General features: G+C 68.0%; 26 protein-coding genes and 1 pseudogene. 16 read left to right on the top strand and 11 right to left on the bottom strand.

Annotation, left to right across the window (positions count from 1 at the left end):
* Positions 1–55 precede the first annotated feature (55 nt).
* Both aceB and aceA read right to left on the bottom strand, forming a co-directional pair.
* Positions 56–1,645 carry a malate synthase A gene (aceB, locus tag ACFO8M_RS23225; protein ID WP_387980796.1) on the bottom strand — a complete coding sequence of 530 codons (1,590 nt, stop codon included), beginning with the start codon at positions 1,643–1,645 and terminating at the stop codon, positions 56–58.
* A gap of 108 nt (positions 1,646–1,753) precedes the next feature.
* A complete protein-coding gene (gene aceA / locus ACFO8M_RS23220; RefSeq protein WP_387980008.1) occupies positions 1,754–3,070 on the bottom strand; it encodes an isocitrate lyase in 1,317 nt (438 codons plus the stop codon).
* Positions 3,071–3,199: 129 nt separating this feature from the next.
* Here aceA and ACFO8M_RS23215 point away from each other — a divergent pair, with 129 nt between their 5' ends.
* The 3 genes from ACFO8M_RS23215 (at position 3,200) to ACFO8M_RS23205 (ending at position 7,042) form a co-directional block, all read left to right on the top strand.
* The gene (locus ACFO8M_RS23215) at positions 3,200–4,828 is read left to right on the top strand and encodes a helix-turn-helix domain-containing protein (RefSeq protein WP_387980007.1); all 1,629 of its coding nucleotides are present in this window, start codon (positions 3,200–3,202) and stop codon (positions 4,826–4,828) included.
* Positions 4,829–4,883: 55 nt separating this feature from the next.
* Complete coding sequence (locus tag ACFO8M_RS23210; protein WP_387980005.1) at positions 4,884–5,690, top strand: metallophosphoesterase family protein; 807 nt, start codon at positions 4,884–4,886, stop codon at positions 5,688–5,690.
* A 92-nt stretch (positions 5,691–5,782) separates the two neighbouring features.
* Positions 5,783–7,042 carry a right-handed parallel beta-helix repeat-containing protein gene (locus tag ACFO8M_RS23205; protein WP_387980004.1) on the top strand — a complete coding sequence of 420 codons (1,260 nt, stop codon included), beginning with the start codon at positions 5,783–5,785 and terminating at the stop codon, positions 7,040–7,042.
* A gap of 46 nt (positions 7,043–7,088) precedes the next feature.
* Here the strand turns inward: ACFO8M_RS23205 and ACFO8M_RS23200 are convergent, their stop codons facing one another.
* On the bottom strand, positions 7,089–8,342 hold the full coding sequence (locus ACFO8M_RS23200; RefSeq protein ID WP_387980003.1) for an epoxide hydrolase family protein: 1,254 nt from the start codon (positions 8,340–8,342) through the stop codon (positions 7,089–7,091).
* Between the two features lie 62 nt (positions 8,343–8,404).
* Between ACFO8M_RS23200 and ACFO8M_RS23195 the strand changes: the two genes are divergently transcribed.
* The 4 genes from ACFO8M_RS23195 to ACFO8M_RS23180 all read left to right on the top strand — a co-directional run bounded on the left by ACFO8M_RS23195 (position 8,405) and on the right by ACFO8M_RS23180 (position 12,118).
* A complete protein-coding gene (locus tag ACFO8M_RS23195; protein WP_387980002.1) occupies positions 8,405–9,364 on the top strand; it encodes a helix-turn-helix transcriptional regulator in 960 nt (319 codons plus the stop codon).
* A 44-nt stretch (positions 9,365–9,408) separates the two neighbouring features.
* Positions 9,409–10,248, top strand: coding sequence for an alpha/beta hydrolase (locus ACFO8M_RS23190; protein WP_387980001.1), 840 nt, complete (start codon positions 9,409–9,411; stop codon positions 10,246–10,248).
* Positions 10,249–10,431: 183 nt separating this feature from the next.
* Positions 10,432–11,064: a hypothetical protein gene (locus tag ACFO8M_RS23185; RefSeq protein ID WP_387980000.1), complete on the top strand. Its 633-nt coding sequence runs from the start codon at positions 10,432–10,434 to the stop codon at positions 11,062–11,064.
* Between the two features lie 343 nt (positions 11,065–11,407).
* Positions 11,408–12,118, top strand: a complete 711-nt coding sequence (locus ACFO8M_RS23180; protein WP_387979999.1) for a hypothetical protein — start codon at positions 11,408–11,410, stop codon at positions 12,116–12,118.
* Between the two features lie 66 nt (positions 12,119–12,184).
* On the opposite strand, the gene ACFO8M_RS23175 is transcribed toward ACFO8M_RS23180, so the two are convergent.
* Complete coding sequence (locus tag ACFO8M_RS23175) at positions 12,185–12,904, bottom strand: SDR family oxidoreductase (RefSeq protein WP_387979998.1); 720 nt, start codon at positions 12,902–12,904, stop codon at positions 12,185–12,187.
* A 116-nt stretch (positions 12,905–13,020) separates the two neighbouring features.
* On the opposite strand from ACFO8M_RS23175, the gene ACFO8M_RS23170 reads away from it, so the two are divergent.
* Entirely contained in the window at positions 13,021–13,365 is a 345-nt protein-coding gene (locus tag ACFO8M_RS23170; protein WP_387979996.1) for a MerR family transcriptional regulator, read from the top strand.
* A gap of 88 nt (positions 13,366–13,453) precedes the next feature.
* Here the strand turns inward: ACFO8M_RS23170 and ACFO8M_RS23165 are convergent.
* Positions 13,454–13,615: pseudogene (locus ACFO8M_RS23165) on the bottom strand (DUF397 domain-containing protein); the annotation flags it as partial.
* Positions 13,602–14,441 (bottom strand): DUF5753 domain-containing protein, encoded by an 840-nt coding sequence (locus tag ACFO8M_RS23160; protein WP_387979995.1) that lies wholly within the window; start codon positions 14,439–14,441, stop codon positions 13,602–13,604. The gene ACFO8M_RS23160 and the pseudogene ACFO8M_RS23165, both read right to left, overlap by 14 nt.
* Before the next feature lie 198 nt (positions 14,442–14,639).
* Between ACFO8M_RS23160 and ACFO8M_RS23155 the strand changes: the two genes are divergently transcribed.
* Positions 14,640–14,942, top strand: a complete 303-nt coding sequence (locus tag ACFO8M_RS23155) for a hypothetical protein (RefSeq protein ID WP_387979994.1) — start codon at positions 14,640–14,642, stop codon at positions 14,940–14,942.
* Positions 14,935–15,234, top strand: a complete 300-nt coding sequence (locus ACFO8M_RS23150; RefSeq protein ID WP_387979992.1) for a hypothetical protein — start codon at positions 14,935–14,937, stop codon at positions 15,232–15,234. The genes ACFO8M_RS23155 and ACFO8M_RS23150 overlap by 8 nt, the downstream gene beginning before the upstream one ends.
* A gap of 128 nt (positions 15,235–15,362) precedes the next feature.
* Here ACFO8M_RS23150 and ACFO8M_RS23145 read toward each other — a convergent pair whose 3' ends face one another.
* The gene (locus ACFO8M_RS23145) at positions 15,363–15,866 is read right to left on the bottom strand and encodes a GNAT family N-acetyltransferase (RefSeq protein ID WP_387979990.1); all 504 of its coding nucleotides are present in this window, start codon (positions 15,864–15,866) and stop codon (positions 15,363–15,365) included.
* 175 nt (positions 15,867–16,041) lie between these two features.
* Between ACFO8M_RS23145 and ACFO8M_RS23140 the strand changes: the two genes are divergently transcribed.
* Entirely contained in the window at positions 16,042–16,965 is a 924-nt protein-coding gene (locus tag ACFO8M_RS23140; protein WP_387979989.1) for an NAD-dependent epimerase/dehydratase family protein, read from the top strand.
* 240 nt (positions 16,966–17,205) lie between these two features.
* Positions 17,206–17,910 carry a GH12 family glycosyl hydrolase domain-containing protein gene (locus ACFO8M_RS23135; RefSeq protein WP_387979987.1) on the top strand — a complete coding sequence of 235 codons (705 nt, stop codon included), beginning with the start codon at positions 17,206–17,208 and terminating at the stop codon, positions 17,908–17,910.
* 55 nt (positions 17,911–17,965) lie between these two features.
* On the opposite strand, the gene ACFO8M_RS23130 is transcribed toward ACFO8M_RS23135, so the two are convergent.
* The 3 genes from ACFO8M_RS23130 to ACFO8M_RS23120 form a co-directional block, all read right to left on the bottom strand.
* Complete coding sequence (locus ACFO8M_RS23130) at positions 17,966–18,376, bottom strand: VOC family protein (protein ID WP_387979986.1); 411 nt, start codon at positions 18,374–18,376, stop codon at positions 17,966–17,968.
* Positions 18,377–18,634: 258 nt separating this feature from the next.
* Positions 18,635–20,362 carry an Ig-like domain-containing protein gene (locus ACFO8M_RS23125; RefSeq protein ID WP_387979984.1) on the bottom strand — a complete coding sequence of 576 codons (1,728 nt, stop codon included), beginning with the start codon at positions 20,360–20,362 and terminating at the stop codon, positions 18,635–18,637.
* A gap of 163 nt (positions 20,363–20,525) precedes the next feature.
* Positions 20,526–21,269 (bottom strand): SDR family oxidoreductase, encoded by a 744-nt coding sequence (locus ACFO8M_RS23120; RefSeq protein ID WP_387979983.1) that lies wholly within the window; start codon positions 21,267–21,269, stop codon positions 20,526–20,528.
* 96 nt (positions 21,270–21,365) lie between these two features.
* Between ACFO8M_RS23120 and ACFO8M_RS23115 the strand changes: the two genes are divergently transcribed.
* From ACFO8M_RS23115 to ACFO8M_RS23100, 4 genes are all read left to right on the top strand, one after another.
* On the top strand, positions 21,366–22,070 hold the full coding sequence (locus tag ACFO8M_RS23115) for a TetR/AcrR family transcriptional regulator (protein ID WP_387979981.1): 705 nt from the start codon (positions 21,366–21,368) through the stop codon (positions 22,068–22,070).
* A 67-nt stretch (positions 22,071–22,137) separates the two neighbouring features.
* Positions 22,138–23,103, top strand: a complete 966-nt coding sequence (locus tag ACFO8M_RS23110; protein ID WP_387979979.1) for a helix-turn-helix transcriptional regulator — start codon at positions 22,138–22,140, stop codon at positions 23,101–23,103.
* Between the two features lie 65 nt (positions 23,104–23,168).
* Positions 23,169–23,645, top strand: coding sequence for a GNAT family N-acetyltransferase (locus ACFO8M_RS23105; protein ID WP_387979977.1), 477 nt, complete (start codon positions 23,169–23,171; stop codon positions 23,643–23,645).
* 70 nt (positions 23,646–23,715) lie between these two features.
* Entirely contained in the window at positions 23,716–24,558 is an 843-nt protein-coding gene (locus ACFO8M_RS23100) for a PhzF family phenazine biosynthesis protein (protein ID WP_387979975.1), read from the top strand.
* 27 nt (positions 24,559–24,585) lie between these two features.
* Here the strand turns inward: ACFO8M_RS23100 and ACFO8M_RS23095 are convergent, their stop codons facing one another.
* Positions 24,586–25,902 carry an MFS transporter gene (locus ACFO8M_RS23095; RefSeq protein ID WP_387979973.1) on the bottom strand — a complete coding sequence of 439 codons (1,317 nt, stop codon included), beginning with the start codon at positions 25,900–25,902 and terminating at the stop codon, positions 24,586–24,588.
* Positions 25,903–26,099: the final 197 nt, after the last annotated feature.

Genomic DNA, 26,099 nt, shown 5'->3' with positions numbered 1-26,099 from the left:
CCACCTGGGGCCGTGCTCACTCAGGAGCACTCAGCAAGGTCGGTCGAAGCGCCGCTCAGCCGCCGTTCGCGAGGAACCGCGTGTAAGCGGGGATGGTGAGGAACGTCGGGTAGTGCTCCCCCAGCGCGCATTCGGTGAAGACCGAGAGCGCGTCGTCGAAGCGGTCGCCTTCGAACCGTTCGAGCTTCGCGAACTCGTCCTTCAGCAGCCGTTCGACCCAGCCGCGCGACACCGTGGGCCCGTCGGCCGTGACGGCCTCGGCGTTGATCCACTGCCAGATCTGCGAGCGCGAGATCTCGGCGGTGGCGGCGTCCTCCATGAGGTTGTTGATCGCCGCAGCACCGTTGCCGCGCAGCCACGACTCGATGTACCGCACGCCGACCTCGAGGTTCTTGCGGATGCCGGCCTCGGTGATGTCGCCCGGCGTGGAGGCCACGTCGAGCAGGGCCGCCGCGTTCGGAACGACGTCCTCGCGCTGCTTGTCGATCTGGTTCGGCAGGCCGCCGAGGGTCTCGTCGAAGACCGCCATGGCCACGGGCACCAGGTCGGGGTGGGCCACCCACGAGCCGTCGAAGCCGTCGTCGGCCTCGCGGTTCTTGTCGGCCCGCACCTTCTCCAGGGCGAGGGCGTTCGCCTCGGGATCCTTGCGGCTGGGGATGAACGCGGCCATGCCGCCGATGGCGGAGGCGCTGCGCCGGTGGCAGGTGCGCACGAGCAGTTCGGTGTAGGCGCGCATGAACGGCGCGGTCATCGTCACCTGGTCGCGGTCGGGCAGAACGAAGCGGGGTCCCCGCTCGCGGAAGTTCTTGATGACCGAGAAGATGTAGTCCCATCGGCCGGCGTTGAGCCCGGCGGAGTGGTGCCGCAGCTCGTAGAGGATCTCCTCCATTTCGAATGCGGCGGTGATGGTCTCGATGAGGACCGTGGCGCGGATCGTCCCCTGCGGCAGGCCCAGCAGGTCCTGCGCCATGACGAACACGTCGTTCCACAGCCGCGCCTCGAGGTGCGATTCGAGTTTCGGCAGGTAGAAGTACGGGCCGCGGCCGAGTTCGATGAGCCGGTGCGCGTTGTGGAAGAAGTACAGCCCGAAGTCCACGAGGGACCCGGCGACCGGGACGCCGTCGATGCGCACGTGCAGTTCGGCGAGGTGCCAGCCGCGCGGCCGGACCAGGATCGTCGGCAGATCGGTGAGGGTCTCGCCCTTGAGGCGGTACTCCTTGCCCTGCTCGCTGGTGAAGTCGATGCGGCGCTCGATGGCGTCGCGCAGGTTCACCTGGGAGTCGATGACGTTGTGCCAGTTGGGGGTCGAGGAGTCCTCGAGGTCCGCCATCCAGCATTTCGCGCCCGAGTTGAGGGCGTTGATCGTCATCTTCCGGTCGCAGGGGCCGGTGATCTCGACGCGCCGGTCCTCCAGGCCCGGGGCGAGGGTGGCGACGCTCCAGGAGAAGTCGTCGCGCACGTCGGCGGTCTCGGGCAGGAACCCGGGGTCGACGCCGTTGCCGATCTTGATGCGCCGTTCCTGGCGGAGCTGCAGCAGCTCCTGGCGGCGGGGGGCGAACGCCCGGTGGAGGGCGGCGACGAACGCCAGCGCCTCCGGGGTCAGGATCTCGTCCTGGCGGTCGATGGCGGGCCCGTTGACCGCGATGCCCGAGTCGTTGCGGGTCTCGGCTGAAGTAACCACGTGGTTCTCCTTAGGTGGCAGGGCGGAGCCTCGCAGTACAGGCTCCGCCGCAGCGGACAGGTCGCAGGGCAGCTAATGGAATTGTCCCGCCTCGGTGGATCCGGCGAGCGCGAGTGTCGAGCTTTGCGGGTTCAAAGCTGCGGTCACCTTGTCGAAGTAGCCGGTGCCGACCTCCCGCTGGTGCTTGGTCGCGGTGTACCCGCGTTCCTCCGAGTCGAACTCGCGCTCTTGGAGTTCCACGTAGGCGGTCATGCCGTCGCGGGCGTATCCGTGGGCGAGGTCGAACATCGAGTGGTTGAGAGCGTGGAATCCCGCCAATGTAATGAACTGGAAGGTGAAGCCCATGGATCCGAGCTCGCGCTGGAACTTGGCGATGGTGTCGTCGTCGAGGTGGCGCTTCCAGTTGAACGACGGCGAGCAGTTGTAGGCGAGCATCTGGTCGGGGTGCTCGGCCTTGACCGCTTCGGCGAACGTGCGGGCGGCCTGGAGGTCGGGCGTGCCGGTCTCCATCCACAGCAGGTCGGCGTAGGGCGCGTACGCGTTGGCGCGGGCGATGCACGATTCGATGCCGTTGTTCACGCGGTAGTAGCCCTCGGCGGTCCGTTCCCCGGTGAGGAAGCGGTGGTCCCGCTCGTCCACGTCCGAGGTGAGCAGCGTGGCGGCTTCGGCGTCGGTGCGGGCGATGATGAGTGAGGGCACGCCCTCCACGTCGGCGGCGAGGCGCGCGGCGTTCAGGGTCCGCAGGTGCTGGGAGGTCGGGATGAGGACCTTCCCGCCCAGGTGGCCGCATTTCTTCTCGGAGGCGAGCTGGTCCTCCCAGTGGACGGCGGCGGCGCCGGCGTTGATCATGGCCTTCATGAGTTCGAAGGCGTTGAGCGGGCCGCCGAAGCCCGCTTCGGCGTCGGCGACGATGGGCACGAGCCAGTCGTCGACGCTCTGGACGCCTTCGGAGGCCTCGATCTGGTCGGCGCGCATGAGCGCGTTGTTGATGCGGCGCACGACCTGCGGGACCGAGTTGGCCGGGTAGAGCGACTGGTCGGGGTAGGTCTGGGCCGCGAGGTTGGCGTCGGCGGCGACCTGCCAGCCGGAGAGGTAGATGGCGTGGAGGCCGGCCTTGACCTGTTCGACGGCCTGGCCGCCGGTCATGGCGCCGAGCGCGTGCGTGTACCCGCCGGTGGCGGCGTCCTCGGTGAGCCGGGTCCAGAGGTTCTCGGCGCCGCGGCGGGCGAGGGTGTGCTCCTCGGTGACGCGGCCGCGGAGGCGGACCACGTCTTCGGCCGTGTAGTCGCGGGCCGTGGTGGCCCAGCGCGGGTCGGAGGCCCATTCGAGGGTCAGTCGTTCGGCGGCGAGGCCGGTGTCTTCGGCTTGGCGATCGCGGTTGTCAGACATCGTCGGCTCCGTGACTCGGGGCCGCATCAGCGGCCATTACTTGCAGGTAACAACAATCTTTCATCCCCTGCCACGCCTGAGTAGCGGTTCCGGGTGGAAAGATCGACAGTTCTTCGCAATACTGGGGAAATGACGAACCTGCCCGCGAACGGCCCCGGCCCAGGCGCGACCCACGCCCAGAGCAGTGGCGATGGCAGCGGTAACCCACGCGTGGCCGCGAGGCCGAAGGGCGTGGGCGCCGCCGCGAAGAACGGCGATTCCGCTAATTCGGGCGCCGCGCACCGCCCCTGGGGTGCGGCCGAAGCGGCCGAGCTGGCCGCCGACGAGATCACCGTCGACCTCATCAGCTTGGGCAAGCAGATCCGGCATCTGCGCAAGCAGCGCGAGATGAGCTTGGACGACCTGGGCGCGGCCGTCGGCTCAGCGGCTTCGCAGTTGTCGCTCATCGAGAACGGCAAGAAGGAGCCGAAGCTGTCGATGCTGCGGGCCCTCGCCCGCGCGCTCGGCGTCTCCTCCGACGAGCTGCTGGGCGCGAAGCCGCCCAACCGCCGGGTCGCCCTGGAGATCGAGCTCGAACGCGCGCAGCGCAGTGCCCAGTACCAGGCGCTCGGGCTGCCGAGCGTGAAGCCGTCCGGGCGCACCCCCACCGAGATCCTCGAGGCGCTCGTCGGTCTGCACCGCGAGGTCGACCGCCAGGTCAACCTCCACGCGGCGACCCCCGAAGAGGCCCGGCGGGCCAATACCGAGCTGCGCAAGCGCATGCGGGACAAGGACAACTACTTCGGCGACATCGAGGCGGAGGCGCGCACCCTCCTGCGCAACGTCGAGTACTCGGGCGGCCCGCTCTCGCAGCGCCAGATCGCCGACCTGGCGGCGCACCTGCGGTTCACGCTGCACCACGTGGACGACCTGCCGCACTCCACGCGTTCGGTCACCGACCTCAAGCACCGCCGGATCTACCTGACGCAGGTGGGCACGGGTTCGCACGACCCGCGCACGGTGCTGCTGCAGGCGCTCGCGAGCCACGTGCTGCGGCACGAGGTGCCGCGCACCTACCTGGAGTTCCTGGGGCAGCGGGTGGCGACGAACTACCTGGCGGCGGCACTGCTGATCCCGGAGTCGAGCGCGGTGGCGTTCCTGCGGCAGGCCATGACGGGCAAGGAGATCGCGGTCGAGGACCTGCGGGACAACTTCGCGGTGTCCTATGAGGCCGCCGCGCACCGGTTCACGAACCTGGCTACGCACCACCTCGGCATCCGCACGCATTTCCAGAAGGTCCACAAGTCAGGGATCATCTTCAAGGCGTACGAGAACGACGACGTGGCCTTCCCGGCCGACCCGACCGGCGCGATCGAGGGGCAGTCGATCTGCCGGTACTGGACGAGCCGGCAGGTGTTCGACGTGCCGGACAAGTTCAACGCGTTCAACCAGTACACCGACACGGCGACGGGCACGTACTGGTGCACGGCCAGGACCGAGCGCAGCGCCGACGGACTGTTCTCGCTGAGCATCGGCGTCCCGTACGAGTCGGCGAAGTGGTTCCGCGGCAAGGAGACCAAGGCGCGGTCCGTCTCACGCTGCCCGGACCCGGACTGCTGCCGCAACCCCCCGAGGGCGCTCTCCGACACCTGGGCCGGCCAAGTCTGGCCCACCGCCCGAGCCGCCAGCTCCCAGCTCGCCGCCATGCCCCTCGGCTCCTTCCCCGGCGTCGACGAAACCGAGGTCTACCAGTTCTTGGAGCGCCACTCGAAGCGCTGACCGACTGGCGGAAAAGGGTTTCCGGCGCGCCATGACGCAATGGCAGACTTGCGGCATGGTTCCCTCCCTTGAGCGAGTCGCGTTGCTCTCCGACATCCACGGCAACCTCACGGCCTTCCAAGCGGTCCTCGACGACCTCGAATCGCGCGGTGTCACGCGGATCTTCAACCTCGGCGATACGGTCGGCAAGGGCCCGCGCGGCGCCGAGTGCGTGGACCTCTCCCGCGAGCGCTGCGAGGTCCACGTCCAGGGGAACTGGGAGTCGTCGCTCACCGACCCGGACCGAATGGCCGGCTTCCCCGACGCGGTGTGGTGGCGCGATCAATTGCCCGAAGAGCAGCAGAAATGGCTTCGGGACCTGCCGCATTCCCATGACTTCCTCATGAGCGGCAGGCGGCTCCGGATCTTCCACGCGTCAGCGAAGAGCGTGCACCACCGAGTCTTCTTCGACCACGACGAGGCCGAGTTCCTCGGCATGTTCGCCAACACCGAGGCCACTGGGGATGGTCCGGCGCCGGATGTAGTCGGGTACGGGGACATCCACGATCCGTACCTGGAGTCCGACCGGGGCGGACGGACGCTGTTCAACGTCGGCAGCGTCGGCAACCCCCTGGACGACCCGACCCCGTGCTACGTGATCGTCGAGGGCGATTTCGGGTCCGCCGAGCCCGGCCCCTTCTCCATCCAGTTCGTGCGCGTGGCCTATGACGTGGAGGCCGAGATCGCGGTCGCACAGCGGTCCGGCATGCCCGCGCCGGGCGAGTGGGAGGTCGAATTGCGCACCGGGGTCTACCGAGAGGTGCAGCGCGAGGGCCAGGGCCCCAGGTATCACCGAGACCGGGGCAATCCGGCCTTACATTGACTTTCCTCGATGCAATCGGTTACCGTGAGGTTCAAGGCGGCAAGCGCCTTCCCCTTTTCTCGTACCGGCACTACCGAGAAAGCGACCCTCACATGACCACCGCACCGACGAACACGCCAGCGTGCTCCGCGCGCGGGCGGCGCCCCCGGCTCCGCCGGGCCGTCCTCTTCCTGGCGGCACTCGCCGCCGCCGCGGCGGCGACCGCCGCGAGCTTCGCGTGGACCCAGTCCGCCTCCGCGCAATCCGCCACGATCACCGTGGCCACCAACGGCAACGACGCCAACCCCGGCACCGTGGCGTCGCCGCTCAAGACCATCCAGGCCGCCGTGAACAAGGCAGCGCCCGGCACCGTCATCCAGATCCGCGGCGGCACCTACGCCCCGAGCACCAACATCCAGGTCAACTCCAACGGCTCCGCTGCCGCCCCGATCACCATGCGCGCCTATGGCACCGAGAAAGTGATCATCGACGGCGAGAACATGCCGTACACCCCCGGCGCCGTCGGCTCCTCGATCCCCCGCGCCGACCGCGGCGCCCTCCACGTCGAAGGCGACCACTGGCGCTTCGAGAACCTCGAGATCATCCACGGCCCATATGCGATCTTCGCGCTCGACAGCAACAACAACGTCTACGACCGCCTCATCACCCGCGACAACTACGAGTCCGGCCTCCACATCCAGGGCGCCTCCGCGAACAACCGGATCGTCAACCTCGACGCCTACGGCAACCGCGACCCCCGCAAGAACGGCGAGAGCGCCGACGGCCTCGCCATCAAGGAGGGCACGGGCACCGGCAACACCGTCATCGGCGCCCGCCTCTGGAACAATGCCGACGATGGCTTCGACGCCTGGGAGTTCCTCTCCCCCATCCGCATCGAGAACTCGGTCGCCTATGGTAACGGCTACAACCACTGGAACCTCCCCGACTACTCCGGCGACGGCAACGGCTTCAAGATGGGCGGCGGCGACCCGGACCCGGCCGCGAACCACGTGGTCGTGAACTCCATGGCGTGGAAGAACTCCGCGCACGGCTTCACCGACAACGGCAACCCCGGCTCGCTCCAGATCAGCCGCTCCACCGCTTGGAAGAACGGCAAGACCGGCTTCGACTTCGACTCCTCGACCTCGAAGCTCACCGCGAACCTCGCGGTCAACAACGCCACCCCGGTCGCGCTCGGATCCTCCACGGGCTCGGACAACTCCTGGGACATCAAGTCCGCATGGGTCGACGCCGACCTGGCGAACACCAGCACCTCCGTGATCACCGGCCCCCGCGCATCGAACGGCGCGATCGCCGCCACCAACTTCCTCGTCCCGAAGAACTACCCGAACCTCGGCGCCACCTTCGCCTGACCCGCACGAGGAGGCCCTGTCGCGAATGCGGCAGGGCCTCCTCGTTTCACTTCAGCTCAGCGAAGAACGCCCGCACGTCCTCGGCGAACACGTCCGGCTGCTCCGCCGCGAAGAAGTGGCCGACCCGCTCGTGCTCGGTCCACCGCACCACATTGTGGTCGCGCTCGGCCCACGGCCGCACCGTCACATCGTGGCCCGACACCAGCACCCCGGTCGGCACCGTGCCCCGCACCGGCGCCCAGCCGCCGGACTCGTCACCGCCCCAAGCACCCGCATCCGCCTCGCCGTCCGAAGCTCCGGCGCCCCAGGCGCTCTCGGCTTCCGCTCCGGCCTCCTCGCCGACCCATTCCTGGCTCCAGCCGCTCGCGCTCACGAACTCGTAGTAGTACTGCGCCGCCGACCCCGCCGTTCCCGTGAACCAGTACAAGCTCACGAACGCGAGCAGCCGGTCCAGGTCGAACGCCGCCGCCCCCTCGGGCGCGTCCGTCCATTCGACGAACTTCTCCGCCATCCAAGCCAGCTGCCCCACGGGCGAATCATGCAGCCCATACGCGAGCGTCTGCGGGCTCTTCCCCTGGATCTGCAGATACCCGTCGTTGAACGCCCGCATCGCCTTCCACCGCGCCCGGTCGCCCTCGCCCAGCGAGTCCATCTCGCCCTCGGCCCCCACCGGGAAGGTCAACAGCGCGTTCACATGCACGCCGATCACCCGCTCCGGCTCCAGCTTCCCCATCTCGGGCGCCACCCATGCCCCGATGTCGCCGCCCTGCACCCCGTACCGCTCATACCCGAGCCGGTTCATCAACGCCCCCAACGCCTTCGCCATCCGCTCCGTATTCCAGCCCGGCCCGCTCAGCGGCGTCGAGAACCCGAACCCGGGCAGCGAAGGGATCACCAGGTGGAAGGCCCGCGCCGGGTCGCCGCCGTGGGCCCGCGGGTCGCTCAGGGGCCCGGCCGCCTCGAGGAAGTCGGCGAAGGTGCTCGGCCAACCGTGGACGAGCATCAGCGGCACCGCGTCCGGTTCCGGCGACCGCACGTGTAGAAAATGGACGGTCTGGCCGTCGATCTCGGTCGTGTACTGAGGAAAGCGGTTCATCTCCGCTTCTTGTGCACGCCAGTTGAATCCGCCTTGCCAGCGCTCGACCAGCCCCCGCAGACACTCGACCGGCACACCTCGGCTCCACCCCGTCCCCGGCACCTCTGGCGCCCAGCGGGTGCGGCCGAGGCGCTCGGCGAGGTCGTCGAGCGCGGCCTGCGGGACGTCGATGCGGAAGGGTCGGATGTCGTGTTCGTGTTCCATGTCCTCGAAGCTAGAGCCCGTATAGGTCGACTTCTGTCCTATACGCCTGAGAGCATCAGGGGATGTTGGAGACTTCGGCGAGACTGCTGCGACTGCTGTCCCTCCTCCAGACCCCGCGCGACTGGGCCGGCTCCGAGCTGGCAGAGCGCCTGGAGGTGAGCCCTCGGACGGTCCGGCGCGACGTGGACCGGCTCCGCGAGCTCGGCTACCCGGTCCACGCGACCCGCGGCGGCGCGGGCGGCTACCGGCTCGCGGCGGGCGCGAAGCTCCCGCCGCTGCTCCTCGATGACGAGGAGGCCGTGGCCGTCGCCGTGTCCCTGCGGAGCGCCACGCTGGGTACCGTTGCGGGCCTCCAGGACACGGCCCGTCGGGCCCTGTCCAAACTGGAGCAGGTGCTGCCGCCGCGGCTGCGCGGCCCCGTCCGGGCCATCGAGGCCGCCACCGTCACGATGCCCGACCGGGACAAGCCCACGGTCTCCCCCGCCGCGCTCGCCGCACTCGCGACCGCCTGCCGTGACCGCCAGTCCCTGCGTTTCGACTACACCGCGCACGACGGCATGACCTCCTACCGCCGCACCGAACCGCTCCGCATCGTCTCGTGGGGCGAGCTCTGGTATCTCGTCGCCTTCGACCTCGACCGCGACGACTGGCGCACCTTCCGCGTGGACCGCATCGAACCGCGCGAGCCCACGGGCCCGCCGTTCCCGGCCCGTGAGGAGCCCGAAGGCGACCTCACCGCCTACCTCACGAAGCGCTTCGGGGCGCTGTGGCCGGTTCGGGCCGTGTTCCGGTTCCGCGCACCGGCGGAGCAGATCGCCCCTGGAATATCCCCTGTGGATGGGGTCGTGGAGGCCTTGGACGCCGACACCTGCCTGGTCACCCTCGGCGGCTCCGACCCTCTGGTCATGGCCTCGTTCGTCTGCATGTTCGGCGTCGACTTCACGCTCGTCGAGGGCGATGAGGCGGCTGCGGCGCTCCGCGACCTCAGCGACCGCTGCGGCCGGGCCCTGGCGGACACCTGATCCTACGCTCCGGCCCGGCATGGTAACGGTGCGATAATCGTTCCATGACACCGACGTTCGTCCTCATCCACGGCTCCAACGCCAACTCGTTCACGTGGGCGCCGCTCCAGCGCGAGCTCGCCCTCGCGGGCCACCGCTCGCTCGCGGTGGACCTGCCGGGCCACGGCTTCGAGGCGGGCGTCCCGTCCTCGTACCAGACCCAGGACGCGGCGGAGCTGGCCGAGGCGCCGTCGAACCTCGAACGCGTAGGCCTGCAGGCGAACGTCGACCACATGGTCGCGATCCTGCGCCGCGCCAAGGAGCACGGCCCCGTGATCGCGGTGGCCCACAGCCGCGGCGGCATCACCCTCACCGCCGTCGCCAACCGCCACCCCGAGCTCATCGACCGCCTGGTCTACGCCTCGGCCTGGTGCTGCGTCGAGCACACCCCCGGCCAGTACCTGCGGCTCCCCGAGAACGCCGGGAGCGTCCTCGACCAGGTCATGGGCGTCGCAGCGGCGAACCCCGCGCGCGTCGGCGCGGTCCGCATGAACTGGCGCACCGCCGACCCGGCCCTCCTTGCGGCCCTGAAGGAGTCGATGCTCGCCGACTGCACCGACGACGAGTTCCGCGTCTTCCTCAGCACCCTCACTCCTGACGAGAGCCTCGACGCGGGCGGCCCGGACGACCGCGCCCAGGCCGACACCTGGGGCCGCCTCCCGCGCAGTTACATCCGGGTCACCAAGGACACATCGATTCCCGTTGAGCTGCAAGACCTCTTCATCAAGGAGGCCGACGCGCTCACGCCCGGCAACACCTTCGACGTCCACACCCTCGAGACCAGCCACGCCGGCTTCCTCGTCCACCCGGAACGCGCCGCCGCGATCCTCGCCGGGATGGCCTGAGTCCGATCGGCGGTGGCACATCACGTGCCAACTTCGGGCCGGTCCGGCGCCGCAAAGTCGCCCGAACCGGCCTTTAGTCTCTATTGGACACTGTCGCCCCTGCTCAGCGTCCATCGTGTACCCATCACGGCAGGTACCCGATCCCATACTGAGGCGGTCACCATCCCTGCTCAAGGAGTGCCGATGCGCCTCATCATCCAACGATTCCTACTCGCGGTCACGCTCGTCGTCGCCGCGGTCCTGCTCGTCCCCGCGCCCGCCCAAGCGGGCGGCAATTACATGAAGGTCTGCTTCCCCGTCGGGACCACGCCGTGGGGCACGACGATCTGGGACTGCTACTACATCGAGGTCCCCGAGCTCAGCCCGGGAAACCCCTGGCCGCCCGAATGCCTTTCGTGCCCACCGATGTTCGACTTCTGGAAGGACCTCATCGACCCGGAGATCGAGCAGAAGTTCCACGATTACCTCGGCAAGGGCTTCAGCACCCTCGCCGAATCCCACCTCGCGCAGGACCCGAAACTCGCCGAGCAGCTGCGCGCCGAGGCGACCGAGCTCCTGTTCACGGCCGCGGCAGTGATCGAGCAGTACCCGATCGAGCTGTACGCGGTCGGCTGGTACGACGAGAAGACCGGCAAGGCCTATGGCGGCGATCCATCACCGGACCCGATGCTCTGGGCCATCGGCGAGGAGCTGACGGCGGGGACCGAGCTGATGCAGGCGGCGCTCGGCGACCCGCAACCGGAGCCGAATATCGCAGCCGCGATGGAACGGTTCGACCAGGCCTATCAGGCCTTCGAGAAACTGGCCGCGAGCTGAGTGAGCACGCCCGCTAACGCGGCCGGATCGTGAGGGCCTGCTGTGCATAGCCCACATGTCCGGCCGCGTCGTGCAGCACACCGCTGGCTCACTCACCTTCCACAAGAGACCCGCGTATCGCCGAACCGGTCGACCAACTCCCGACCGCCGGCGGCTTCAACCGCCTCGGCCCGGACCTGATCGAACAACTGCTCACCAAGGCGGCCAAGGCGATCGACGCCCGCGGCGGCACCATCATCGTGCAGTGCACCACCTTGGTGGTCACAGCGGTGTTGAAGGACGGGTAGTAGCGACCGCCTGCGAGAATCGAGGTCCCGCCCACCACCCGAGGAGCGAACCAGCCGTGACGCCTCCCTCCACCGCTAGCGACAGTGAAGTGACCGTGGCCGAACGGGTTCGCCACCGCGATCTCGTCCTCTTCATCATCTCGGCCGCGGCCCTCGTCGCCACGCCGTCGATGCTGATGGGCGCCGGCTCCGAACCGATCGCCTACCGGGACTCCCGAGGCTTCGACACCGAGGCCCCGGCGTGGATGGGGGTCCTCGTCTACCTCGTCCCGCTGCTGGCCTGGTCCGGCATGAAGGCGTACCACCTGCTGACGCGACCGGCCGCGGCCATCGTCGGTCCCGACCGCATCCGACTGTTCGCCGACATCGGCGGCCTGTACATGCGCGCCGAAGTGCCGCGCGTGGACCTGCCCTGGGACGAGGTCGAACGGATCGTGGTGTGGCGGATCCGCCAGAAATGGCTGTGGTTCATTCCGGTCTGGCAGGCGCGGGTCGGCGTGGAGCGGACCACCGACTGGTACGAGGTCGCCCAGAAGGAGCCGAGCGCGAAGCAGAGGCAGAGTCTCCGACTGCGTCCTGACGGGTCACCGGTTCGTCTGGGCGCCATGCTCAATGCGCGCAGCGTCCGCCTCTCGCCGCATGGCGCACGGGTGATCGCCGCGGCCGCGGCACGATTCGCACCCGGCGTCGCGGTCGTCGACGAACGCGTGCCCGGGAAACCGCGGACCATCGAGCCGAAGGAGCAACGCGCGCGGCGGACCTACTGAGACGGGCCCGCCGCCCGCGATCATCGACCGGGCTCCGTACTGGCGGCCGGTCGCGGCGGCCTTGATCTAGCGCGTCGACGCCGAGGCGAGTGCCGGATAGAGCGCGAGCAGGTCGCCGCTCAGCGCGGCCTTGATGTCGCGCGTGTCCTGGTCCACGAGGACTTCCAGCGCACCGGATTCGATGGCGTCGAGCCCGACTCTGGCGACGTCCGCCGGGTCGTTCTTCGGCACGTCCATGTCCGCGAGCATGTCGGTGTCTACGGCGCCGACGTGCAGGCCGGTCACCTGCGTGCCCTGCGCCGCCAGTTCCAGGCGCACGCCGTTGGTGAGGCTCCATGCGGCGGCCTTCGAAGCGGCATAGGCGTTCGCCATGCCTCCCGGGGAGAGCCAGGACAATGCGGAAAGGACGTTGAGGATCGCCCCGCCGCCGCCCGCGGCGAGGATCGGCGCGAAGGCGCGGATGGTGTTGAGCGGACCGTAGTAGTTGGTCTCCATCTCTTGGCGGATCACGGATTCCTCACCGACGACGAGGTTTTCGCGCGTCGAGATGCCGGCGTTGTTGATCAGGATCGTGACGTCTGCGGCTGTTTTGGCGGCGGCCGCAACGGAGGCCGGGTCGGTGATGTCGAGCCGGATCGGCTCGACGCCGGGCAGGTCGATGGACTCGGGATTGCGCGCGGCGGCGTAGACCTTGACCGCGCCGCGGTCGAGAAGTTGCTGGGCGAAGTGACGGCCGATGCCGCGGTTGGCGCCGGTGACGAGGGCGGTTGCGCCTTGGATCTGCATGTGGGACTCCAGGTTTCGAGTGTTGGTCGGACCGGTGGTTCGCGGCCTACGCTAAAACCTGACGTTGACGTCAGAGGCAAACAGTTGTGATGGACCACACGGGAGGGGTCGGGCGAATGCGGATCGGGGAGCTGGCCGAGGCGACGGGCGTGAGCGTGCGCGCATTGCGGTACTACGAGGAGCAGGGGCTGCTTGATTCTGAACGCAGTGCCAGCGGGCAGCGGTTGTATGACGCGCATGCGGTGGAGCGGGTCCGGTGGATCCGGCAGATGTTCGCGGCGGGAATCCCGAGCCGGACGATCGCAAGGTTGCGGCCGTGCGCGGACCGCAATGAGGTCACCGAGGTGGAAGTGGCGATCGTGGCGGCCGAACGGGAGAGGATTGAGGAGCAGATCCAGAACTTGGTCGGAGCCAGAGATCGCCTGGACGCCATGATGGGCGTGGCGGACTGCCAGAACTAAAGCGGGCCGAGAACCAAGAGGTTCCCGGCCCGATGCGCAGCGTGAGCGCTGCGGTAGTCAGTGAGGTTAACTTCGAGACGGCTGCGAGGAATCGAAGCCAGTCCGCGGAGGAGGTGTGGAGGATTGGAGAGCCATCGCCAAGCTTCGAGTCGCGAACCTCAAACCCGTCGCTGCTGAGTCGGGCCTCCACACACGCTGAGTTGTCGTTCCCTGAGCTGCGGCTGGACTTGCGCCACTTACTGTCGCCCATTGAGATACGCTCCTAGCTCTTCACATCGCTGCAGGATGACCTTGAACAGTTTACGGAACTGGGCGACAGCATCCAGCTCCTCCACCCACTCGCTTCCCGCATACGATTCCAGGTAGACAACCTCCAGGTCAACGGGGTTACTGAACCCCATGATCGTGAACGCGCCCGACATTGCCGGGTGGAGACCCTTCGCCACCGGCAGCACGTAGATCCCTACGTTGTGCTGCTCGGTCAGGTCAATCAGATGACCGACCTGCCGGTCGAAGAATGGCTCATGCGCAATTCTCAGCAGGACATGCTCGTTGAGGACTACACGCATGTCCGGTGTGACGCCGCTGAAAATCGCTTCCTTCCGAGCTCGGCGGTCGGCCTTCGAACGTCGAGCGCCTTCCTCGGTCGCGAAGGGATTGTCCTCCACCAGAGCATCCATGTACTCGACCAATTGGAGCTCACCGGGAATGAGGTTGTCCTCGTAGATGTCGATTCGGTCAGCCCGCGAGATGATCATTCCGAAGGGCGAATCAGCATGCTGCTTACCGGGATTCGATGGCTGCTGGTAGCCGGACGCAGCGATGTTGTGGGTTTGAGCCGCTAGTTCGAAAAGCTGGTCGGCCACCGCAGGTGATGCCCCCAGATGCATTGCCATCCCCTTGACCCGCAGCGCATCGAACTGCTGGGTTGTCCCGTCGAGCATCCGCTTCAGGGTGGTGTGGTTCATCTGAAGAAATCGGGCGCCCTCGCGCTCGCTGCCGAAGCCATGTGCCCCATACAGAAGGTTCAGGGTCATACGGATGGCCCAGGCGTCAAACCTCGGATTCGATGACATTTGGCCATGATGGCATGCATTGCCTCTGGTCACAACGTTGGTCTCGCGCGCTGTCTCAAATCGCTGGCGCCCAGTAGCCACCGATTTGAGCCACAACTCTGTGGCGCACGCCGTGTTACCGACATGCGTTCAGCCTGGTTCTCGCATGACCCTCTGACCTGGGCTTACGTTGGTTGTGTCGATAGGAGGAGAACCGACATGACCGACAAGCACCAAACACGACGCTCATCTGCCGCCTCAATTGAGCGCGGCGGATTCACCGATGGGCGCAACACTTTCACCGTCCGCACCTCACCTTTGCCCGCACCGGACTCGTTCCAGGTGTCGGCCAACAACAACGCGGCCGACCTCGTCCTGATCGTCTCCGGCCTCAGCACCGGCGACCGTCATGCAACCTGGGGCCCGGAGTGGCGCCCATTCGCTCCTGAGTGGAAGGCCTGGGTCGAGGACACCGCCTTCACCGTCTTCCGCAACGGCTCGGTGAGGTCCTGCAATGGCTGAGACCGCCTTCGCCGAACCCGAGCCCGACCCTCGCGACGACGGCTGGCTCGGCGACTTCCACCGTGAACCGGCGGTCTTCTCCGTCTTCCGCGAGGACGCCACAGCCCACCCGCTCACCGCGACCGAGCACCGCATCGAATGCAACGACGGAGCCGGTCCCCGCGTGATCTGCCGCTTCTTCGACGAACCCGATCCGACACCAGAATGGTTCGGCGCCTGGAAGAACGACGAATGGTGCCCCTGGATCCTCGAACAGACCCGCCGTCTCATCGCCGACCCGGAGAACACCTGACTGGGCCCCGACTCCACTGAGGACAGGCCGGTCGATCCGAGGTGGCGGATCGACCGGCCCTCAGGGAAACAAGCATCGAAGCGTCGAACCTTCCGGCTCTCCGTGAGGTTTTTCCCAGTCGCTTCGGGTCATTGCAGGGTTCGGGTGAGCCAGACAATGTCGCCCCGGTCATCGGTGGTGACGTGGTCGCGCTCGAATCCGATCTTTTCGAGGACCCGGAACGAGGCGGTGTTCCATGTGCGGACGGTCGACCACAGGCGACTACGACCGGTCGCCGTCGCGGCGTCGAGGACCGCGCGCGCCGCCTCGGTCGCGTAGCCGTTGCCGTGTACACGCTTGAAGAGCTCATAGGCGATCTCGGGCTCGTCAACAGTGGCGCGGCCGACGATCAACCCGCAGTAGCCGATGAAGTCCCCTTCCGCCCGGCGGTGAATCGGCAGTGTGGCGATCCCCGTGGCGGCCGTGCCGGCTTGCGCGCCCGCGATGATCTCCCGGGTCTGCTCGATCGTCGGCGTCCAGTCGCCGCGTTCGGCGTGCAGGGCGCGGAGCTCCTCCGCAACTGACTCGTCCCACGGCTGCAAGACCAACCGCTCGGTCTCAAGGTGAAATGGCATCGGCTCATACGAAGACATGGACCCACTCTGCACCAAGTGCAATGGTCCACGACGGCCGGATACCTCCAAGCCGTCATCGCATTGAGCTCAGTGTCACCACTCGCCAGTGTCAGGATCAGGGCCGCTATTCGGTTCAACGTGTGCCGTGCCGGCGCGCTTGCCGGGCAGGCCACCCCGAACCAGAGGAGCACTGATGAAGGTCATACTCGCAGGATCGACCGGCACAATCGGCCGCCCGCTGCTCAAGGCGTTGCGCGACAACGGGCACGAGTCCATCGCCATCATCCGGAACCCCGCGAACCGCGGCCTGGTCGAGAACCTCGGGGCCGTCGCCGTGGTCGCCGATGTCATGGACCGCAACGCACTCCTGACAGCCCTCGACGGCCGCACCGCCGACGCGGTCATGCACCAGGCCACCGCGCTACGCGGCGCCAGCCCCCGGCTCCGTCAAGACGACCCCACAAACGCCCTGCGCACCAAGGGAACCGAACATCTCCTGGAAGCCGCCACATCGGTCGGCGCGAGTCGTTTCGTCGTCCAATCACTGGTCACGGGCTATGGCTACCACAACCACGGAACTCGCCCACTCACTGAAGACGACCCGTTCGGCGCCCTCCGCGGTCACTACGCGGACCCGGTCGTCAGTGCAGCGGCCGAAGCCGAGCGCCTTGCATTCTCAGCCAGCGGCGTCGACGGCATCGCCTTGCGCTACGGCATGTTCTACGGGCCGCGCGCCTTCAGTGACCTCTTCGCCGACCTGATGCGCAAACGCACTCCAGTCGCTCCCCGCGGCGGCGGAGGCGAGGCGGCCTTCGTCCACATCGAGGACGCCGCATCAGCCGCCATCGCGGCGCTAGAGCACGGCCGTCCCGGCAACGCCTACAACATCGCCGACGGGAACCCGACGACCTGGGGCGAGTTCGCCAGCGCGGTCGCCCGCGCGCACGGCACACCCCGACCGGTGACCGCACCGCGTTGGCTGCTCCGCCTTGTGGGCCCGTACTTGGAAGCGCTCATGGCGCAGACCTCGATGCGCATCGACAACATCAAGGCCCGCACCGAACTCGACTGGAAACCCCGATACGCGTCGGTCGGTGAAGGCCTCGCGAAGCGGTGACACACGGCGCGACCCGGCATCGCGAGCACGGGCCGCGGTCGGCTCGATCCGTCAAAGCGCTGAACACGCGCCTTTTCCGTGGTTCGCCCGTCTCGCACCGAGCCGCCCGTCTCTTGCGGATATAGCAGGTTATGCCGGGTATGGACTTTAGTTTAGTCACGTGCTCTAATTAACATATCGACATTCATCTAATGAATTTCGATGGATGAAACCAAACGTCTCGAGAAAGGCGCACTCGTCATGCGACGCAGATCGCTCCTCACCGCCGCGCTGACCGCACCGCTGGCCACCGCCGGCGCCGTCGGCGCCCTCCAATCCCCGGCACAGGCCGCCAACTGGTCTTCCTCCGACAATTGGGGGAAGTGGACGGACGGCGCCTACACGGTCAACAACCACGTCTGGGGCAGCGGCGCCGGCCCCCAGTCCATCTGGGCGAACTCCCACTCGAACTGGGGTGTCTGGGCCGACCACCCCAACACCGGCGGCGTCAAGTCCTACCCGCACGTCGGCTTCGACCTAGGGCGCGACGTGTGGAACATGGGGAACGTCTCCAGCAACCACAACGTCACCGTGCCCTCGGGCTCGGGCCTGTCCTACTGCACCACGTTCGACGTGTGGGGCAACGGCACGGACCACGAGATCATGATCTGGACGCAGTGGCACGGCGCCGTCGGCGCGATCGGCTCCTACGTCACCGACGTCAACCTCGGCGGCCGCGACTGGGCCCTCTACCAGGGCAGCAACGGTGCGAACGCCGTCTACAGCTTCCTGGCGCGCAACCACACCACCGACTCGTGGGTCGACATCACCGCGCACTGCCAGTGGCTGGTGGCCAACGGCCGCATGCCGCAGGTCAGCATCGACCACATCGCGTTCGGCTTCGAGATCACCTCGTCGGCCGGAGGCCACAACTTCAACTGCAACAGCTACGAGCTGTGGACGTAGCAGACGAACCGACCGCCGGGCCCGCGTTCGGGCCCGGCGGTCGGTCGTCGCAGTCTCAACTCTTGTTGGGCCACACCGGCACATCGCCCTGCCAGACCACACCCTTATTGCGGCACAGGCAGAACGGGTGGCCGACCGGGTCGGTGTAGACACGGAAGCCGTAGCCCTCGGGCCCGATGTGGTCCTTCTTCAGCGTCGCGCCCAGCTCGATGACGCGACGCTGCTCGGCCTCGATGTCGTCGACTTCGAAGTCGAGGTGGAACTGCTTGGGGTGCTCGTTGGAGGGCCAAGTCGGGGCGAAGTATTCGTCCACGCGCTGGAAGGCCAGCTCGATCTCGCCGAACGTGATGCCTGCCCAATCGGCGTCGCTGTCTTCCTTGACGGGGCGACCCGTCACGTCGGAGTAGAAGGCGGCGAGCTTCATCGTGTCCAGGCAGTCGATGATGAAATCGGTGAGTCTCAGCATCCGCCGATGATGCCACAGGGTAGGGCGCAGCCGAAACCACTTTCAAAGAGCCCTTGGAGGTGCTGCTGGCGGCCGGGCCACGCCGTCGAAGCCGCCCACGACCAAATCAGCCGAGCCGAGTACATCATCGACTCCGAGACCATTGCCCTGAAAGGACTGATCGGGCAGCAGGTGATCGACCACCTGCTGCCCGAACGGCGGCTGCGCACCGCAACCGCATCGCCGTCATCGCCAGGCCCTAACTGAGCGGCATTGCGGTTAAGCGGCGGTCTGCCCCTTCCGCCACCTGACCATCACGACGCCGATACCCATCAGGAGCAGCGCTCCGGACGCCAGCAGCGGCACGTTCAGCGGCGAACCGGTGGTCGGCAGCGCCGCCGAGACCAAGCAGTTGATCGTGAAGACCACGGGGTCCGAGGACTCCGAGGTGTTCCCTGCCGCGTCGGTCTGCGTGGCGGTGACCTCGTGCTCACCACAGCTCAGTTCGCTGTTCGGAACGAGCGACCAGGTGCCGTCATCGGCGACGACCGCCGTGCCAACGGATTCGCCGTCGACGCTGACCTCGACCGTGGCCCCGGGCTCGCCTTCACCGGTGACGGTCGGTGTGGTGTCACCGGTCTCCTCGCCGCCAGCCGGACTCGTGATGATCGGCGCCGCGGGCGCCGTGGTGTCCACGATGAACGACACCGGATCGGAAGCAGCCGAAACGAGCCCGTTGATCTCCTGGGTGGCCTCGATAGTGTGCTCGCCGGGAGCGAGCGGGACGGTCGGGACCAGTGACCAAGTCCCGTCATCGGCGACGACCGCGGTGCCGATGACAGTGCCGCCCTCGGTGACCGTGACCGTGGCGCCGGGGACGCCGGTGCCCTCGATGGTCGGGAACTCGTCGGTGAACTCCCCCTCGGTCGGAGAGGTGATCACCGGCGCGTCGAGCGCCTCGCACTCGACGCCGCCTTCCGGTGCCAGCGCCGTCGCTTCGAGCGGGAGCAGGTCGAGGGCCAGGCTCGCGAGCTCGGCGCCTCCCAGAGCCGAGACGGACCCGGAGATGCTCACGAACGTCAGCGACCCCGATGCGAGCGCACCCGAGGAGCTGTCGATGAGCTCCCCGACGCTGATCGTCAGGTCCGCGCTGGCGACGGACGGGATGCTGAGGTTGACGGTGATCGATTCGCCGGCGCCGAGCATGGTCGTGACCCCGTTGACGGTGACGGCGATGCCGTAGTCGTTGGTGGTGACCGTTCCGGTCGTGCCGTCGGAGTCGGCGGTCAGGACCGGATTGGTCTCCACCTCGACCTCCACCAGGTCGTTGATGAGCGACAGCGATTCCAAGCTGCCGGAGCTGGTCGAGACCACGGATCCGCTCTGGAGGGTCGTCTCGCCCTCGGTCTCCAGCTCGCCGGCGTTCAGGAGGTTGACATCGGGGACGTCGAGGCTGGTGCTCGCGACGCTGGTGAACGCCGTTGCGATGGGCGTCCCATCGGGGACGCAGGCGAGGTCGCCGGCCCAGTTCGTCGATCCCGTGCCGACGAGGGCACCGGTGTCGAGGAGCCCGGCGACATCCACTTGGCCCAATCCGCTGTCATAGCTGTCGGTCGCCGTGGTGTTGTCGGAGTTTGCCTCGTCGGAGACGACGCTGACCGGAATGCCGAGTGCGCCGGCTTCGAGGTTGGCGGACTCCGCGTGGGCGCGCGGGTCCCCGTTGCTGTCGACGGCGGTGGACGAGTGTCCCAGCGCGGCGTCGATGGTCTGCGCAGCCGCGGTGACGTCCAAGTTGATCGCGTTGCCGTGGGTCGAGCCGCTGTACTCCGCGGGCAGCGGGTCGGCGCTCGCGGCGCCGGGGATCAGGAATGCGAGCAGCAGCGCGGACGCGCCGGCCCAGGCGACGGTTCGCTCGACGCCGACCACGGATCGACGGTCTGTTCCTCCGCCCGGCGAGCGGAGGCCCACCAGGCCGGAGATAGTGGACAACCGGCTTCGAAATCTCACGAACACGCTCCTCAATGGTCAAAGGACACACTCAAGGAGCGACCGTACGGAACGCACGCGTCCCGCAAGGCGGAATCTGTCGAATTGGTCGAGTGAAAACCCTGGATCGAGGCAGGTCCACAATAGGCCCGGCCGATCAAATCGGCCGGGCTCAGTGTCGAACTCAGCGACCTGCCAGCATGGCGAACACCTTCTCGTAGGTGCCGTCGGCCTCGGCGTAACGCAGGGGCTTGACGCGCTCGACGAGGACCTGCGCCGCGTCGGGCTCTGATTCGAGCAGGCCCATGACCTCGGCGGTGAACTCGTCGAGCGGCATGGCGTTGTCGTTGTCGGTGCCCTCGCCCATCAGGCTGGTGCGCACGAGCGGCGGGGCGATCTCGATGACCTGGACCGAGGTGCCGCGCAGCTGCTCGCGCAGGCTCTCGGTGAAAGAGTGCATCGCGGCCTTGGTGGCGCTGTAGGTCGGCGTGGCGGCCAGCGGGACGTACGCCAGACCGGAGGTCACGGTGAGGATCGCGGCGTCGGGCTGCCGGGTCAGGAACGGCGCGAAGGTGTGGACGAGGCGGATCGGGCCGAGCAGGTTGGTCTCGATGGTGCGCTCGGCGATGTCGAGCGAACCGGGATCGAGCACCTGCTCAGGCTCCATGATCCCGGCCATCGCGATGACCGCGTTGAGGTCCGGGTGCTTGGCCGTGACCGTTTCGAAGAGACCGCGGATCGAGGCTTCGTCGGTGATGTCGAGCAGTTCGCCTTCGATCCCGTGCGCGGCGGTGATCTCGTCGAGGCGGTGGCGCCGCCTGCCTGCGACGATCACCTTGTTGCCGGCTTCGTGGAAGCGGCGGGCGAGCGCGAGGCCGATGCCGGAGGTGCCTCCGGCGATGAGGATGGTGTTGCCAGTGGTCTTCATGCGGTGCTCCCGAAGAATCGTTGTTATCAGTGATAACAATACATCGTTTCCGTCGAAATGCAACCACGGTTAGCGGAAAAATGTTATCGTTGTTACGTGAGCGAACGGGAAACGACCAAGGACCGGATCGTCGAGGCAGCGGCGAAACTGCTGGAAGAGCACGGGATCGACCAGGTGACCACCCGCGCCGTCAGTGCTGCCGCGGGCGTCCAGCCGCCGACAATCTACCGGATCTTCACCGACATGGGCGGGTTGCTCGACGCGGTGGCGTCGATCGGGTTCGAGAACTACCTGGGGCGCAAGCACGCCCTGGTCCTGACCGACGACCCCGTCGAGGACCTGCGCGCCGGATGGGACCTGCACGTCCAGTTCGGGCTGGAGAACCCGGCGCACTACCTGCTCATGTACGGGCAGCGCACTCCCGGCCACCAGTCGGCGGCCGCGGAGCGGGCGTCGGAGCTGCTGCACCTGATCGTCGAGCGCATCGCGGAGGCGGGTCGGCTCAAGGTCGCCGTCGAGACTGGCGTGGCGATGTTGCACGCCGCCGGCTCCGGCGTGACGCTGAACCTCATCGGGACGGCCCCCGAGGAGCGCGACGCCGACCTGTCGCCGCGGCTGCGCGAGTCCGTGATCGCCTCCATCACCGGTGCGGCCCAAGATGATTCGGGCGAATTCTCGCAGCGCGCCGCCGGCCTGAAGGCGATACTCGACGAGGCGCCGGGACTCCTCTCCAAGGGCGAACGCGCCCTCCTCGGCGAACTCCTCGACCGCCTGGCGAACGCGCCGAGCGCGAGCCGGTAAAGACCGACCGCTGCGGTCTGCGGGACGAGCGCAGGCCTTCGATCCGCCGGTCGGCGATACTGGCGGTATGCGCGCCGGTCGTCTCGTCTCGATGCTGCTCCTGCTGCAACAGCGCGGGGGCATGACCGCTGAGCGCCTCGCCCGGGAGCTCGGCGTCTCGGTCCGCACCGTCTACCGCGACGCCGAAGCCCTTGCCGCCGCAGGCATTCCGATCTACGGCGAGAGCGGCCACGCGGGCGGGTACCGGCTCCTCGACGGGTACCGGACCAAGCTGACCGGCCTCACCGAAGGCGAGGCCGAAGCGCTCGCGCTGACGGGCGTCCCGGAGGCGGCGGCCGACCTGGGGCTGCAGACCGAGCTGGCGGCCCTCGAACTCAAGCTCTCGGCCGCGATGCCGAAGGCCCAGCGGGAGCGGGCCGAGACGGCGAAGCGACTGTTCCATCTCGATGTCGTGGGCTGGTTCCGGCGGGCCGAACCGGTGCCGTTCCTGGCGTTGGTCGCCAATGCCGCTTGGGAGCGGCGGCGGCTTCGCGTGAGGTACCGGCGGTGGGCCGAGCCGAAGGAGGTCGAGCGGGAGCTGTGCCCGCTCGGCCTGGTGCTGAAGAGCGGCCAGTGGTACCTGGTGGCGACCGTGGAATCCGGTCCGGCGCGGATGTACAAGGTGACGAACCTGTTGGCGGCCAAGAAGACTGAGAACACCTTCGAGCGCCCCGAGGACTTCGACCTGGCAGCTTGGTGGTCAAAGCAGCTCGACGACTTCGACACCCGCCGCTACCAGGGCAAGGCGCTGGTGCGGTTCTCGCCGGAGGCGGTGGCGAAGGCCCCGGACAACCTCGACGCGGATTCGGTGGCGGCCATCGGCGAGGGCACTGTGGAGCACGACGGCTGGACGGTCGCGACCGTCCCGATCGAGACCCACGCCCATGCCGCGGGCGAACTCCTGCGCCTCGGCGGCGTCGAAGTCCTCGAACCGGCTTCATTGCGCCACCTCATGCGCCAACTCGCCCTGGAAGCAGCGGCCCTCCACGCCTGACCAGGGCCAGAACACAACTGTCGGACCCTCGCGGCACCCTTGTGTTCGGGGGCCAGAATGAACGCATGGTCGCTGCCGAGAACCACCCCGTCGAGGTCCGCCCCGCGCACGTCGACGAATTCGAGGCCGTCGCCGGCCTCCGCTGGCACTGGGAACTGGAGAACTATCCGCCCCCGGCCATCGCGCGCGACACCTTCACCGCCCACTTCGCCGACTGGGCAAGGGAACACACCGACTCCCACCGCTGCATGGTCGCGGTCCGCGACCGCGAACTGATCGGCATGGCGTGGCTGGCGGTCTTCGAACGCGTGCCGACGCCGGAGTCCCCGCTCCGGCTCACCGGCGACCTGCAATCGGTCTACCTGATCCCCGAAGCACGCGCGGGCGGCATCGGCAGCCGACTCGTGACCGCCGTGATCGAACAGGCCCGCGCCCTCGACATCCAGAAGATCACGGTGCAATCCGGCACGCGGGCGATCCCCGTATACGCCCGCAACGGCTTCGAGGCCTCACCGAAGCTGCTCGTGGCCGACCTGACCTGACCGGGGCCGATGTGTCAACGCCATCACCAGACCCACTGCACCGGATGGAGCATCAGATAATCTCGACCGCATGAATGGTCGGTTCCGTCAGGTCGATGTGTTCGGTGAAGGCTCCTGCACGGGGAACCCGGTCGCCGTGGTGCTTGACGCGGAGGGGCTCGACGATGCGACGCTGCGGAGATTCTCGTTGTGGTCGAACCTGTCCGAGTGCACGTTCGTACTGGCTCCGACAACGCCGGGTGCGGATTATCGAGTGCGCATCTTCAGCCTGAACACCGAACTGCCTTTCGCGGGACATCCGACGCTGGGAACGGCACGGGCGTGGCTGGACGCCGGCGGCGTTCCCGCGAATCCCAGCGTGGTGGTGCAGGAATGCGGTGCAGGACTGGTTCCCGTGCGCATCGAGGAGGGCCGGCTCGCTTTTGCCGCGCCCAGGCGTTTGCGTTCCGGCCCAGTCGATCCCGTAACGGTGAATGCGTTGGTGGAGATTCTCGGGATCGGGCGCGACCAGGTGATGGATGCCGAGTGGCTCGACAACGGTCCCGGTTGGGTGGGCCTCCTGCTCGACCGTGCGCGCACCGTGCTCGAACTGCGGCCGAACGCGTCGTCGCATCCAGGACGATGGGACATCGGCGTGATCGGCGCCCACGATCCCGGCGCTGAGGCGGCGTTCGAGTTGCGGGCGTTCTTCACCGAAGGTGAGGAGCCTCTGCGCGAGGACCCGGTGACGGGAAGTCTGAACGCGGCGGCCGCAGAGTGGCTGATCACGACCGGTCGCGCTCGGGCACCGTATGTCGCCGCCCAGGGGACCGCGATGGGCCGGCGGGGACGTATCCACATCAGCAGCGAGGATGGCCGTCTGTGGGTGGGCGGACGGGCCGAAGTCGTCCTGTCCGGAACCGTCGCTCTGTGACACTGCTGCCAACGCTCGCCGCCGAGATCAGGCAGCGAGCGGCGGCCGGTCGACGCCGGCCTCGCTCACCTTGCCTCGCAACGTCACCGCTGTCGCCACCGTGGCCACGGCACAGACGGCTCCCAGCAGGTAGAACCCGTAGCGGATGTGCGTCGTGTCGGCGATGTACGCGATCAGCACCGTCATTCCCGCCGCCAGGCCCAGGCCCGCCGCGTTGATCGCACCGAAGAGCCGCCCGGCCCGCCGCTCCGGCACCGCCGCCAGCAGCAGCGACCGCATCCCCACCCGCGACAGTCCGACCAGGAACGCGGCGGGCGGAATGCCGATCAGCAACGCCGCCAAGTGGATCGGGAACACGAACGAGAACAGCGCGCATCCGATGCCGCCGACCAGGGCCGTCCGCAGCTCTCCGAACCGCCCGCTCATCTTGGGGTAGCAGGCCGCCGCGATGCAGAACCCGACCCCGGCGAGCGCGTCGACGAGCCCGTAGACCCCCGCACCCCGGTTGAAGCCCTCGTAGACGAGGACGATGAGGGTGGTGTTGCTGACCATCGTCATGACCTGGCAGAGCGCGTAGAGGAAGCCGAGTCGCAGCAGCGATGCACCGTCCACTTCGTCCGGTTCGTCGACCGGTTCGACGGTCGCGGTCTCGTGCGGTGCGCGGCGCAGGGCCCACATGGCCGCGGCCGAGGCCAGGAAGGTCGCGCCGTTGAACACGAACAGCGGTGTGGTGCCGACGAAGTGGATGAGGAAGCCGCCGATGGAGGCGGCCAGGAGGGTGCCGAGTTGGAGGGCCATCTCGTAGTGGGCGCTGAAGCGGGCGACGCGGGCGGGGTGGACGCGTTCTTTGATGAGCGCGTTGCTCGCGGGCATGAACAGGGCCGCGAGGAGCGAGAGGGCGAAAGCGGTGCCGTAGGCGATCGGACCGGGGGCGGCTCCGGCGAGCATCGCGACCGGGAGGACGAGGGCGGCTGCGGCGCTGACCAGGTCGGCGATGAGGCAGAGGGTGCGGCGGTCGAAGCGGTCGGCGATGGTGCCGAACCAGATCGAGAGCAGCGCGGGCGGGATCGAGACGGCGATGAAGAGCCAGCCGACGGCGAGCGCGCTCTGCCCGGTGGTGAAGACGAGGACCGCGGAGGCGACGAGTTGGATGCCGTTGCCCAGGCTGGTGATGAACGTGGCGGGCAGCAGGAGCCGTTCGGCGCGGCTGGGAGGCGGCAGCGTGGCGGTGGCGGCCGGGGGCCTGGAGCCGGGCGGAGCAGTGGGTGTGGCCGAAGCGGGCGTGGCGGTCGGAGAGGCGGCGGACGCGGGCTCGCGCTCGCCGCCGCGGGCGGTGATCGTCATGGAGAGGAGTGTGCGCCGGGTTCACTGACATCTAGTGTCAGTGAAGTTTGGTGGGCTCGCTCACAGCGTTGGAACTGGTCCGGCCCCCGAGATCGGGTGTGGCGGAACCGAAGGCCCCCAGTCACAAGGGTGCCTGGCGGGGCCGACAATTCAGCGGGCGTGGGGCCTTTGACGTCGCCGCGCCCCGGTCGAAATTC

The sequence above is a fragment of the Glycomyces rhizosphaerae genome (assembly GCF_042647865.1).
Classification (GTDB): Bacteria; Actinomycetota; Actinomycetes; order Mycobacteriales; family Micromonosporaceae; genus Glycomyces; species Glycomyces rhizosphaerae.
This window is presented reverse-complemented; position numbering and strand designations above follow the sequence as displayed.